Source organism: Streptomyces sp. MI02-7b, from assembly GCF_033793585.1.
Lineage (GTDB): Bacteria > Actinomycetota > Actinomycetes > Streptomycetales > Streptomycetaceae > Actinacidiphila.
On the sequence record NZ_JARAWX010000035.1, the window covers coordinates 72476 to 85612 of the forward strand.

The window sequence follows — 13137 nt, forward strand, 5'->3', positions numbered from 1 at the left end:
CACACCCGGTGAACCCCCGACGGTCGAATACCGGCCGGGCACCCGTCACGACCAGCCCCGCCGGGCCCGTGACAGCTCCTGCCCTCGCATGAGGCCAGCCCCGGATGTCGGTCCGAGGGCGGCCTCAGCGGCTACCCCCGGGGGACTTCGGCTGTGGGTTACCGGCCGTGCCACAGGCGGTGTAGGGACGCCGCGTCGGCTTCCAGGACGTCGCGCAGGACGTCGGGGTCCTCGGGGACGTCCAGGCCGAGGTTGGTGGCGGACTGCCGGTACGCCGTCACCGCGCCGGGGTCACCGGCCGCCAGCAGTGTGGACAGGGGCGGCTGGTCGGCCTTGGTGGCGCGGTCGACCAGCAGCACCACCCGCTCCTGCTCCTGCGGGGAGAGGCGGGGGAGCGCCGACCCCAGCTGCTGGCGTAGCTGGATCCAGGAGGTCACGCCTTGCTCCCGGGCGGTCTTCAGCAGTGCCCCGCGGACGGCTTTGGCCACCTGGTCGAGGTCCTGCGGGGCGCGTGCCACGGGGATCGGCGTCCACACCGGGCGGTTCGGGAGCGGCACCGTGCGGCCGGGCTGCTGCCCTGCCTGGCGTCCCGGCTGCCCTGCCTCACGGCCCGGCTGGCGGTCGCGCGGCCGCCCCACGGTGCCTGCGGCGTCCGCATCCCGGCCCGACCCGGCGCTGCGACCCCCACCCTTACCCTTGCCCGTTCGAGGGACCTGGTTGTGTGGCCGGAAGCGGTCCAGGAAGCGCCGGGCCTCTGCCATCAGGTCCGTCTGCGCCCAGGTCAGAGGATGACCTTGCTGGTCCAAGGTGATGGCCTGCTGCAGCATCGAGCGGGTCTCCTCGACCCGCTGCCCGTTCAGCGCCTGCCGTAGCCGGGTGAAGACAACCTGCCGCAGCCGGTCCTTCTGCACCAGCCAGCGGTCAGCCGCGGCCACCGCGGCACGCAGCCGGCTGTGCTCGTCCCCGTTGAGCCGGACCAGGAGCCGCTTGCCCTGCTCGCACAGTGCCTCCACCTCCGCGGCGTGATCGGCCCGCTGCGCGGTGGCCAGCCGCACCACCAACCGGTTCACCCGCGCAGACGTCTGCGAACCCGCAGGCGCAGGGGCCCGCTTGACCCGCGACGCCTCGGCCGCCACGGCAGGCTCGGCGCGCTGCACCGACGCCACCGTGGCGGCCTCCTTCCACCGCTGCCGTAGCTCCGCGACGGTCGGCGTCACCAGCCCGTCCGGCGCCATCGAGCACTCCTCCAGCGCGAACCAGTCGGTTCCCCGGCCCGGCACCTCGGTACCGATCTGCATCCGGCGGCACGGCCCGTCGCTGTAGAACCGCACCCGGTTGACGTACCGGCGATGGGCCAGCGTGTCGGGGTGGACGGGGACTCCGGGCCCGAGCACCGTCTCGGTGCCGTCGCCGAGATCCCACCGCACCGGCACCTGGGCGTTGATGTGCACCCGCAGCCGCATGCCGCCCTCGACATCGACGTCCACCACCGACCCGACCGGCGTGCCGGCGTGCCGGGCGAAATGGAAGTGCGCCCCCTGGCCCTGCTCGCTCAACCACGCACTCGCGGCCGCCTTGAAGTACAGGTGGTCCGCACTGCCCACGCCCCGGGAGGCGCGCGTGCAGACCGTCGGCAGCCCATCAGGGTCGGGATAGTGCGCGAAATGGCACACCCGGTCGGTGTACAGCTTCGTCATCAACTGCCCACCACAGCCGCCCAGCAGCACCCCGCACCAGTACGTCGCCCCCGCATACAGGTGCCGGAACACATCCAGCTCGAACGCATCCTGCGGCAGCGCCAGCGGCTCGTCCGAGTCCTTGTGGCCCAGCACCGCCGTCTGGATCCGCCGTGTGTCCCCACTCGCGGCCATCCCCAGCCCCCTCACCGTCGACACGCCCACACCCCTGACCGGCGCCGCCCCCAACCGGACGACACCGATGCTCGCACCCTTCACCGACAAAGACGCCCCATCAGGACACCCCGAACCGAACCGCGCACCGCTACCCATCACGACCGGCCCAGGTCGACACCGAGCTGCCCGGCCCACGCCAGCACCGCCGTGACGGGCTCCCCGTCCCGCAGCCGCCTACACACCCGCCGCCCATCCACGACCCAACGACGCGACCGCAAGACCCCAGCGGGCGCACACCGCGGCCGTCGCGGCGCCATCGACGTCCAGCGCGCGGATCCACGCCTTCATCTCCTGCGACCACATCCCGAGCCCCGCCCAGTCGGGCGCCGCGTTCGCACACGCAGACGGTCGCCGGCGGGGTGCGTGGTCATTGACGGGCAGCGCGACGGCATGCGGCTGGGGGACGAGCGAAGGTGTCATGGCGGGTTGTCCCCAATCTGTGGCGGTGGGCGCAACGCGTGGTGGCTGGTGGTTGGATGGCAATGTCCGGCGATGCTGTCCGTCGTTGGTCAGGCAGCAGACCGAGGGGCGCCTGGACCGGCGGCCGCGGGATACGGAGGGGTGCCGGTGAGTGACCGCAGCACGATCGAGTGGACCGAGGCGACGTGGAATCCCACGACGGGATGCGACCGGGTCTCGGCAGGCTGCGACAACTGCTACGCGCTGGCGCTGGCCAAGCGGTTGAAGGCGATGGGCGCGGCGAAGTACCAGAACGACGGCGACCCGCGCACGTCCGGCCCGGGGTTCGACGTCACCGTCCACCCCGATGCGCTGGACGTCCCGTACGGGTGGAAGAGCCCGCGGACGGTGTTCGTGAACTCCATGTCGGACCTCTTCCACGCCCGGGTGCCGCTGGACTTCGTCCGGCAGGTCTTCCAGGTCATGGCCGACACCCCGCAGCACACCTACCAGGTCCTTACCAAGCGGGCGCGCCGTCTGCGACAGGTCGCCCCGAAGCTGGACTGGCCGGACAACGTGTGGATGGGCGTCTCGGTGGAGTCCACAGAAGAACTGGCGCGCGTGGACGACCTGCGCCAGGTGCCGGCCGCGGTGCGGTTCTTGTCCTGCGAACCGCTCCTGGGCCCGCTGGACGGACTGAACCTGGACGGCATCCACTGGGTCATCGCCGGCGGCGAGTCCGGCCCGCGGCACCGGCCGATGGACGAGGCCTGGGTGACGCAGATCCGGGACCTGTGCCTGGGCGAGCAGGTCGCGTTCTTCTTCAAGCAGTGGGGCGGCCACACGCCCAAGGCCGGCGGCCGCACCCTGCAGGGCCTCACCTGGGATCAGATGCCCGCGCTCACCGACGCCTGACCGCTCACCGCGGCGGCTCCACGATGAGCTCGTGGGTCTTGCCGCCCCCGACACCCGTACTGGCCGTCCGGCCGCTGCCGTGCAGCAGCTTCACGGCCTTGCGCGCGGCGGACTCGGTGACCTGGCCGTAGTAGTCGCCGAACACCTCCAGCGTGTGGTCGAGCAGCTTGAAGGGCCGCTTGCCCCGGTGCAGGATCCGCTCCATGTTGTCGGCCATGGCGGGCACGGCAGCGTCGATGATCTCCTGCGGGTCCGGCCGAACCATCGAGGCCGCGGAGAACAAGGCGTCCGGGTCCTCCTGCTCCTCCTTGCTCTCCAGCCCCGCCCACCACGCGTCCCGCGCCCGGGCGACGGCATCCCCGAAGAACCACAGGCCGTGCGCGCTCCGAGTGCCGAACACCAGGTGGTACACCGCCTTGTGCCCGGGCTTCCTGGCCACCGGCACCGACTGCACGAACATGCCGGTCTGCTCCCGCAACCGCTGCGCATACCGGGCCGCCACGATCTCGTCCACGTCCGCCGCGACCGGCTCACCGGGCCGGAAGTACTCGCGCCACCACCGGCCTCCGCACGCCTCGTCGAAACGCTCCGAGGACCGCTCCACACCGTGGGCGGACCGGGCATTGCCTCCCAGGCGACGCACCGCGTCCATGCTGAAGTTCATCAGGAACTCGGTGGGCTGCCACACCCGGGCAGTGCTGCGCCGCTGGTTCAGCGTCTGCACGATCCGGTCGAACGGCAGGCCCAGGCCGCACGGATCCAGGAACAGGAACAGCGGGAGACCTTCAGCGGTCCGCAGGACCTCGCCCAGGACGCCGCCGACGTCGGCATGGTGGACCCTGGCGTCCACGCCCAGGGCGCGGTACTGGGCAGCGACCTGGTCCAGCCGGGCCACCGAATCGGGCTTCTGCTCCACGAAGAAGCAGTTCCACAAGAGCTGGTTCTTGTGCAGGTGATGAGCGGCCACCTGCATGGCGATCTCCGCAGAGCCGGAGTCGCCGCTGGCGTACCGGCCCTCGCCCGCGTAGCCGTCGAGGTAGACGACTCGCCGCCCACGCGAGCCGGTCATGCCCCCGAAACGGGGAACGTACTGGCCCAGCAGCTTGTGCTTGAGCACACTCGGCAGCGCCTGCGCAGCCCAGTAGTCCTTGTCCGTACCCGTTGCCAATGCATCCCCCCACCCCGGATCCACCGTAACCACCGATATTGGGGTAAGCACCACGCACCGTAAAGAGGGCCACAAGCAACGCCAGGCAGACTCTCCGATCCGGGCCGCCTGCACCGCCTCGGAACCAAGGCTTCAGGTAGCCGGGCGGCGGCATGGCCGGACACCCTCGGGCGACCGCGTGCTGCAGGCGCCCCGGAGATCGGGCCGTTACACCCAACGCCTCCGCCTTTGCCCTCTCAGGCCGGAGCGCCCGTGGTCCGGCCCTGCGTAGACAGGCGCCGGCTCAACGACAGACAGGCCGCGGCTGCGCAGCCCATCGTGACCTACGGATCGACCCCTCCAGCAGCCCGGGCCATGAGCGTCGGTAGTGTCACGGGCGGCCGCATGGCCGGGGCACGGTTGCCATCCGGATAACCCTTCCGTGCCGGTCCAGGCCCCGGGACATCCCGGGGCCTGGCGCCCCGCCCCGCCATGCCCGCGCTCTCACCGCAGTGGGGCTATCACCACCGCGTCCCGCCATGGGGAGGGCGGCAGACACTGCCAGACCGCGGCGGGGACCAAGTCCCGTGTCCGGAGCGGTAGTGACATGTGCGGCGACCCGGTCAGTTTCCTGCAGACCAGCCGCTTCAGCAGGCCGGTTCACGGCCGCGCCGGTCCTGGCCCCACCCCGAGTCTCAGCCCGTCGTTCCCTCGTGTGGGTGACGCTGCGCGGCGGTGCGATGCGGAAGGCTGATGGCAGCGCCTGAAGGCAGGAGTGCCGGTAGTGGTCACAGTTCAGATGAGCTCCGAGGTTCAGCGTGTGCTGGGCCCGGAGGGGACGGCGCAGGCTCGCAAGGAGGCGCAACGCGCGCAGTGCGCGTCGTGCACCGGCGAGATCACGGACCGGGCGAATGTGGTGGTGACCGGTGCCGACGGTATGCGGGTGCAGATCTGGTTCGCCCACCCCGCGTGCATGCCCTCGGCCGTGACGGAACTGCGCGAGACCTCACGTGACCCGGGCGAGGCCATGCGGATGACGAGTCTGCCGCCGCTTCCCGGCGGGCACGGCCGTGCCGTGCTGGTCGCCGAGCTCGAAACCCCACAGTTCTTCGCCGACACTCCCCAGACCGAACTCACCGATGTGCTCGCGCCCTACCTTGCGCGCCACGGCTTCGAACCCGTCAGCGCCATGGCGACCGGCCCGCCGCTGCTGGAACGGTGGCTCGCTGTACTCACCAAGGTGGCGGGCATCGAGCCGGGCGGCAGCCTGCTGACGATTGTTGATGACCAGGCGCAAGTGTTCTTCACCGGACCCGTCTTCACACCGGCCCGATCGCGCCGTACCGCCCTGGAATCCGGCGAGTGCACGCTGTACTACGGACAAACAGGACTCGATCCAACCTCCCGTGACTTCCCCACCCAGAACCGATTGCTGGAAGCCGCCGCCAGGAACGGCCATCTGCTGGGTGCCAGGGTGCCGTGCACAGACCGCGCCACGCTGCGGGACGCAGCGGCAACACCCTGACGATCGAGCGGTACGCAGGCGCTGGGCCGGGAAGTCCGGCACCCCATAAACGAACCCGTTCGCGTGGCGGATCCGCCTCTTCCCGGCACATCCGCCCCGCGGCACCCGGGAGAATGCCTCGTATGAGCACCGCCAGCCCCACCCCCGCGGCCCCTGCTCCCGGGCCGATCGTGCTGCGCCCGGATCAGCAGAACGGGCACGACCGCGCGGTACGGCATCTGCACCGCCCGGGCACCTGCGGGCTGTACATCTCGGCCTGCGGGACGGGCAAGACCCTGGTAGCAATCCGCGCCGCCGGCACGCTCGGGTCGACGCTGACGCTGGTGGTGGCGCCGACGCTGGATCTGATTGCGCAGACGGCGCTGGCGTGGCGCCAGGACGGCCGGACCGAGGCCATGGTCGCGGTGTGCTCGATGGACACCCGGGCCCATCAGGGCCTGGCCGAGGCGAACGTCGGCTCCACCGGCGACGCCACCGGCCTGGCAGCCGTGCTCTCCGCGGTCGGCACCGGCGTCCTCGATGCCGCGACCGTGTTCTGCACCTACGACTCCCTGGACAAGATCGAAACCGCGCAACGCACCGGGAACGTGCCCGCGTTCGACCTGGCGATCATGGACGAGGCCCACCGCATTTCCGGCCGCGCGGACAAGAAGTGGGCGATCATCAACGACCGGGCCCGCATCCGCGCCGACCGCCGCCTCTACATGACCGCCACCCCGCGCATCTTCGGCGGCCCGGATCTGGCGGAGTCCGCGGACATCCGCCGCCCGCGCCGCCGCCGGCTTGCCGAGCCGGATGTGGATGCGTCGGCGAATTCCATGGACAATACTGCCGTCTACGGCCGGACAATCTGGGAATATCCCCTCGCACAGGCAGTGGCCGACGGCGTCCTCGCGGACTACCGGATCATCGTGCCCACCGTCACCGGCGACGACCTCCGCGCACGCCTGAACCTGCCCGCCACCGGCCCCGACGCCGAGCTCGAACACGCCGAGCGCACCACCGCCCTGCACCTGGCCATCCTCAAAAGCATGGCCGAACACGGCCTGAAGCGCGTCCTGGTGTACTTCCAGCTCGTCGCCGATGCGAAGAGGTTCACGCGCGAGCTCGGCCACACCCTGCGCCGACTGCGCGCCACCGCTCCCGAACTCTGCCCCGACATCGACCCCCAGACCTTCTACGTCCACGGCGACCACACCCCCGCCGAACGCGCAGAGATCTTCGCCCGCTTCGCCGACGCCCCCTGCGCGATCATGACGAATGCCAAGATCGTCGCCGAGGGCGTCGACATCCGAAGCATCGATGCGGTCGCCTTCGCGGATGTTTCCCGCAGTGTCATTCGCGTCGTCCAGGCCCTCGGCCGCGCCCTGCGCCAGCCCGCCGGCGCCGGCAAGGTCGCCAGCCTCATCATCCCCGCCTACGTCCCCCCTGCCGCGAACCCGACCGACATCCTCGGCACCGCCTACGAGCCGGTCTGGGCCATCGCCACCGCCCTGGCCAGCCACGACCACCGCATCGCCGAGCGCCTCCCGGACAAGGCGAACCGCCTCCCCCGCGAGATCAGCGCCTTGATCCAACACCGCTGGCACTTCGACTTCACCGTCCAGCCCGAACGCATCGCCCGCGCCATGGACCTGATCTCCTTCGACCCCCGCTCCCAGCAATCCCGCCCCCGCCGCGAAGGCCTCGCCTCCGCCCAGGCCTTCCACGACGACCACGGCCACCTCGACGTCCCCACCGACTACACCGACCCCACCGGCTACAACCTGGGCGCCTTCATCACCGGCATGCGCGACGCCCGCCGCACCGGCCGCCTCACCCCAGACCTCGACGCCGACTGGATCGCCGAACTCGACGCCCTCGACATGATCTGGGACAAACACGACGCCACCTGGCGCGCCCAGCTCACCACCGCCACCGACTACCACCAAGCGCACGGCCACCTCGCTATCCCCGTCACCGCCCCCGGCGGCACCTTCCTCGCCGAACAGCGCTCGCTGGCCGCCTACGGCCGACTCGACCCGGCCCGCACCGCCGACCTCGCCGCCATCGACCCCCAATGGCGCCTGCCCCACGGCCCCGACTGGCACCGCAAATACCACCTGCTCCGCGCCCACCTCGCCGCCGGCCACAACCCCGGCGCCCTCCAAGCCGACACCGTCATCGGCACGGTCAAGATCGGCCGCTGGCTCCACCGCCAGCTCACCACCTTCACCACCCTCGACCCCGGCCAGCAGCAACTCCTCACCGACCTCGGCCTGACACCCGCCACCAACCCCCTCAAGACGCCCTCCAAGACCCGCCGCACCTTCGCCCAGACCGTCCAGCTCCTCGAGCTGTTCATCGCCCGGGAAGGCCGGCCCCCCACCGCCCGCGAGGAGATCCGCGTCGACGGCGACACCGTCAAGATCGGACCCTGGCTCGCCAAGACCCGCACCAAGCACCGCACCGGCCAACTGCCCGCAGACCACGCCGGGCTGATCGCCTCGCTGTTCGACGGCGACTGGACCGATGACAGCACCCCCACAGCCCAGCTCACCTGACCGCCCCGGAATTTCGCCTGCCGATGGGGAGCTGTCTGGTCCATCGCCACGGCGGCGGACTGCTAGGGAGTGTCCTGGCGATCATGAGCGGAGCCAGATGACGAGTGCGGCTACGGTGACGGTGCCGAGGTAGACATAGCCGCGCTTGTCGAACCTGGTCGCAACCGCGCGGAAAGCCCTCAGCTTGTTGATCGCCCGTTCGACGGTGTTGCGCTTCTTGTAGCGGTCCTTGTCGAAACCAGGCGGCCGACCGCCGGCGCTGCCGCGCCGGGCCCGGTTGGCGGCCTGGTCGGCTTTCTCCGGGATGACGTGCCGGATTCCTCGTCTGCGCAGGTAGCGGCGGGTTCGGCGGTTGCTGTAGCCCTTGTCTGCGCTGACGCTGTCCGGCTTCGTATGAGGCCTGCCAGTGGCGAGCCTCGGCACGCGGATCTTGTCCATGACCGGCTCGAACTGGGTGCAGTCGGCGCACTGCCCAGGCGTGATGACCAGCGAGAGCGCCCGGCAGCGGCCGTCCGCACTCAGGTGGATCTTGGTGGTGAACCCGCCGCGTGAGCGGCCGAGCGCCTCACCTCCCGCGCCACCTCCGCCAGCCGGTCGATCAGTTCCGCCCGGATCCGAGCGGTTTTGACCGCCCAGACGAAGCCCCTTTTGACAGCGGGCGGCGGAGCCTGTTGGGCGCCAGCGGCGTGGTGGTGCGCGCGCACGGGTGTCGAGTCGACCGAGATGTCCCAGTCAATCTCGCCGACCGCGTCCGCCTCGGCCTGGACCCGCTGGAGGAGCATTTCCCACGTTCCATCCGCTGACCAGCGGCGATGCCGCTCGTGCACCGTCTTCCACGGTCCGTACCGCTCAGGCAGATCACGCCACTGCACGCCCGTGCGTATCCGGTAGAGCACCCCGTTCACGACCTGGCGGTGATCCCGCCACCGACCGCAACGCCCGTTGCTCACTGGTAGAAGCGGCTCCAGCCATTTCCACTGAGCATCCGTCAAGTCACCTCTGTCTCCCACAGTCCCATCAACGACTGGACTAATCGTCGGGACATCTTCCAGCCTCCGGCGATGTTCGGTGCTGACCGCTGAATACGGTGGAGGGGCCCGGTCGAATGAGAGGACGCGAAGACGTGGATGTGTATGAGGCCGTGGACAGTCGCCGGGCCGTACGGGCGTTCAGCGATGAGCCGGTGCCCAGGGAGGTACTCGAACGAGTGCTGACCGCAGCGACGCGGGCTCCGTCCAGTGGGAACCTCCAACCGTGGCATGTGTATGTCGTGACTGGCGAACCCTTGGCCGAACTGAAGAGACACGCAACCGCCAGGGCACTGGCGGGAGACCCGGGTGATGAGCGGGAGTACCCGATGTACCCGGACGAACTGACCTCGCCGTATCTGGACCGCTTCTCCGCCGCGGCCGCCCAGCGGTACGAATTTCTGGGAATCGAGCGCGACGACCCTGACCGGCCCCAGAAGATCGCCGCCTTGAACTCCGAGGCGTTCGGGGCGCCGGTCGTCCTCTTCTGCTACCTCGACCGGACGATGGGGCCCGGACAGTGGGGTGACGCGGGGATGTACCTGCAGACGGTCATGCTGTTGCTGAGGGCGGAAGGATTACACACCTGCCCCCAGGTGATGTGGACCATGTACCGCAAGACTGTCAGCCAGATAGTCGGAGCCGATGACGGGCTCGTGCTCTTCTGCGGCATCTCAGTGGGATTTGAGAAGGAAGGCGTGCCAAGGCTACGTACCGGGCGGGCGGACATGACGGAAACGGTGAGCTTCATCGGAGTGTGACCGCTGACAGCCGAGATCGACAGGACACTGCCTAGGCGGCGATCGCGGAGCAGGAATACTCCGCTGCGCATGGGGGCGGGGGAGGGCGAATGAGGGTTTTCGCTCAGTGCGGCGTGCGACGCCGCACTGAGTGTCCCGCTGAGGCAGCTCCTACTTCCCGTCCATGCCCGCCAGCAAGGGGGATATGGTCTGTTGCCGGTGCTCATGGAGCGGGATGTATGCCGTTGCCCCGGAGCCATCCAGGCCGGCCGTGCGGTTCGCACTGCGCAGGTGCGTACGGACTGGTCCGGCCCTGGAAAACGAACGCTGACTCAATACTGCCTGCCTGGACGCGCAGCGCGGCCCCAGCTGATCTCGGCTGGTCCACTGTGGGAACGGGGAGGGCGAGCGGCCATGAGAGATGTCAGTGCCGCCACCTACGCTTTCGGTGGGCGCCTGACGCCACCCGCAAGCAGGGATAGGGAGCCGAGACCTTGACGACCGTCCGCCCGACCCATCTCGTCGACCGTGCCGGTGTCGCCAGGACCAGCTACCTGATAAGCACCCAGCTGGGATGGCTGTTCCGGGAACAGGAGACCAGCGACGTTGGCGTCGACGCGCACCTCGAAGTCGTCACAGGCGCTAGCCTGACCGCCAAAGCCACCGGCGGCGCAACCGGCCGACTGCTCGCTGTACAGATCAAGTCAGGGGAAAGCCAATTCGCCACCGCTGCCGAAGGCGGATGGTGGTTTCCCTGCGACGCCGCTCACGTGGCGTACTGGGAGAACCACTCCCTTCCAATCACCCTCATGCTGTTCAATCCAGAGACCGAACGCGTTCACTGGCAGCACGTCAACGCCACCACACTTGTTTCTACCGGCAAGCACTACAAAGTGTTCGTCCCCGTCCACCAGCAGATCGACGACGCCAACGCCGAGGAACTGAGCCGCCCGGCCCGACCCCAGCAGAGCGCCGACCCCATCCAGGCCGCCACCGACCGCCTCCCAGGCGATGCCCGCACCCGCCTGCTGCGCGACCACCATGCCGGCGCCGAGCACGCCCTGCCTCTGGCACTGCTCCTCGCCGATGCCGACGACCCGGCCTACGTCGTCACCAGGCTCCTCACGGACCAGCCGACTTGGCTTGCTGACCTGGAGCCGACGCACGAAGAACGCGCCTGGAAGGCGATCTCCGCCTATGCCTGCGCGCACGAACTTGGGCCGCTGGCCATCGATGCGATCGAGTGCGCCGCCACGGTGGCCACTGACGACCGGGGGCGCCTGCTCGCCCTCGCTGCACTCACCGCCGTCGCCCATGACCTAGACCGCGCCAGTCACCTGGCGGCAGCCGCGCAGAAAGCAGGCACCACCGTGCTGGTCTCCGCGGTCCGTGCCCTGATCGGCACCGGCGGGCAGTACCCCGCCCAGATCCCGGACACAGTGGCGAGAGCGTTGGCGGCGGGAGACCCCGCCGCCACCGGAGATGTCAACATCCTGCGATTTGCGGCGAACTGTTCCTTCATAGCCGGCCGGCAGGACGACGGCGAGGACATGCTCGAAAGGGCCCTGCGCCTCGCCCCGGAAGAGCCGAGCGTGCAACTCGATCTCGCTCGGTGCCTGATCGGCCGCAGCGCTGTCGGCACACCGCGACAGGCGTCCTTCGACACCGGTCGCGCCCAGCGTCTGGCCCTGGCCGCCCGCGCCGAATACCGGCGCTGGCGCGGGCCCAGCGCCCGTGCGGCTGGCGTCCTCTTGCAGACCCGGCTGATGGCCAACGACGTCGTCGCGGCCATCCATACCGCGATTGCCGAGCCGGAGGGAGACGCACAGGAACCCGAGGCCGCCTGCCAGCCTCTGCAACTGGAAGCAATGCGGTTGGCGTACAAGGCGGCCCGGACCGATCTTGCCGCGGTGATCGCTGCCGGGCTGACCGGCGACGGCGCGAAGCTCCAGCTGAACGCGTTCGAGACGGAGGCGGCTCCTGCGAGCAGCCGCGAGGATCGCATCGCCGCGTGGGAAGCTGCTGCTACTGGCGCCGACGACGACGACCAGCGTGGCACTGCGGCGTTCGCCCTGACCGGCCTCGGCATGTGGCCGGTTCCGTACCTCGACCAGGCCCGCGATCAAGGTGTCCTACCCGAAGCGGTCTATCAGACACGCTGGGCCGTGGCCGAGGCAGCCCAGGGCGCGAGCGCGGCTGCGATCCGGCGCCTGCGTGAATGGGAGAACAGCAGCGTTGTGGCCGCGATGGGACTCGTGGACCTGTACGAGCGCGACGGGCAACTGGCACTGGCGGCCGAAGCCGCCGAGCGTGCAGGGCTGCGCTTCGGTGACACCCACCTGAGGGTGCTTGCGGTCGACCTGTGGGACCGCTCCGGCGCCACAGAGCAGGCCCGCACCAGGTCCCTGACCCTGTTGGGCCGGCCGTTCCTGCCGGCAAGCATGCGCCGCCGTCTGCGCGGCATGGCCATCCAATGGGCCAACGACCGGTCGGACTGGAGCGACATGGAGGAGCACGCCCTGGTCGGGCTGGCAGAAGCGGTCGGGATCGAGCACGTCACCGCAGTTGAGGGCGCCGCCGGGGCCCTTCCACAGCACGCGCTCCCATTCGCCTGGGCGGCGATCCGCGCGCAGCTCAACGGCCGCAACCCTGAGGCCGGGCGGGATACGCTGGCCCGGTTCGCGCCGCAGATCCGCAACACAGACGACGCCCGTTCCTGGCTCATGCTGGTCGGCTGGTCAGGTTGGACGCCTGCACTGGCGGCGACCGCGATCGACCTCGCCGAGCGTTACCGCACGGAGGACGCAGAGCTGACCGGAGCTATCCTGGCCTGTGAGAATGGGGATGCCGTTCCGGGGCGGCCTGGCCCATATCCTGCCTGGCTTGCGTGTTGATGCCCTGAGTGCGATCTGCCGGCTGTGTCCGGG

The 13137-nt window shown here is 70.0% G+C and carries 8 protein-coding genes; 5 read left to right on the top strand and 3 right to left on the bottom strand.

The window, feature by feature from the left end; genetic code table 11:
• Positions 1-158: 158 nt before the first annotated feature.
• A complete protein-coding gene (locus PV364_RS37045; protein ID WP_319665324.1) occupies positions 159-1871 on the bottom strand; it encodes a hypothetical protein in 1713 nt (570 codons plus the stop codon).
• A 609-nt stretch (positions 1872-2480) separates the two neighbouring features.
• On the opposite strand from PV364_RS37045, the gene PV364_RS37050 reads away from it, so the two are divergent.
• Positions 2481-3227, top strand: a complete 747-nt coding sequence (locus PV364_RS37050) for a phage Gp37/Gp68 family protein (protein WP_319665325.1) — start codon at positions 2481-2483, stop codon at positions 3225-3227.
• Between the two features lie 4 nt (positions 3228-3231).
• Here PV364_RS37050 and tcmP read toward each other — a convergent pair whose 3' ends face one another.
• Complete coding sequence (tcmP, locus tag PV364_RS37055; protein WP_319665326.1) at positions 3232-4395, bottom strand: three-Cys-motif partner protein TcmP; 1164 nt, start codon at positions 4393-4395, stop codon at positions 3232-3234.
• 778 nt (positions 4396-5173) lie between these two features.
• Between tcmP and PV364_RS37060 the strand changes: the two genes are divergently transcribed.
• Together PV364_RS37060 and PV364_RS37065 are read left to right on the top strand one after the other, a co-directional pair.
• Positions 5174-5899 carry a hypothetical protein gene (locus PV364_RS37060; protein WP_319665327.1) on the top strand — a complete coding sequence of 242 codons (726 nt, stop codon included), beginning with the start codon at positions 5174-5176 and terminating at the stop codon, positions 5897-5899.
• Between the two features lie 122 nt (positions 5900-6021).
• Complete coding sequence (locus PV364_RS37065; protein WP_319665328.1) at positions 6022-8442, top strand: DEAD/DEAH box helicase; 2421 nt, start codon at positions 6022-6024, stop codon at positions 8440-8442.
• An 81-nt stretch (positions 8443-8523) separates the two neighbouring features.
• Here PV364_RS37065 and PV364_RS37070 read toward each other — a convergent pair.
• Positions 8524-9452 (bottom strand): IS5 family transposase gene (locus PV364_RS37070; RefSeq protein ID WP_415924661.1). Its coding sequence is split into 2 segments (ribosomal slippage): positions 8524-9084 and positions 9087-9452, totalling 927 coding nucleotides; the frame shifts between segments, so codons are not numbered across the junction.
• Between the two features lie 113 nt (positions 9453-9565).
• Between PV364_RS37070 and PV364_RS37075 the strand changes: the two genes are divergently transcribed.
• A complete protein-coding gene (locus PV364_RS37075; RefSeq protein WP_319665329.1) occupies positions 9566-10231 on the top strand; it encodes a nitroreductase in 666 nt (221 codons plus the stop codon).
• A 473-nt stretch (positions 10232-10704) separates the two neighbouring features.
• Positions 10705-13104 carry a DUF4365 domain-containing protein gene (locus PV364_RS37080; protein ID WP_319665330.1) on the top strand — a complete coding sequence of 800 codons (2400 nt, stop codon included), beginning with the start codon at positions 10705-10707 and terminating at the stop codon, positions 13102-13104.
• Positions 13105-13137 lie beyond the last annotated feature (33 nt).

Excerpts from the sequence above, each read along its gene's own strand:
- PV364_RS37045 (WP_319665324.1), bottom strand. The coding sequence starts at position 1,871 with ATGGCCGCGAGTGGGGACACACGGCGGATCCAGACGGCGGTGCTGGGC.
- PV364_RS37060 (WP_319665327.1), top strand. The coding sequence starts at position 5,174 with ATGAGCTCCGAGGTTCAGCGTGTGCTGGGCCCGGAGGGGACGGCGCAG.
- PV364_RS37065 (WP_319665328.1), top strand. The coding sequence starts at position 6,022 with ATGAGCACCGCCAGCCCCACCCCCGCGGCCCCTGCTCCCGGGCCGATC.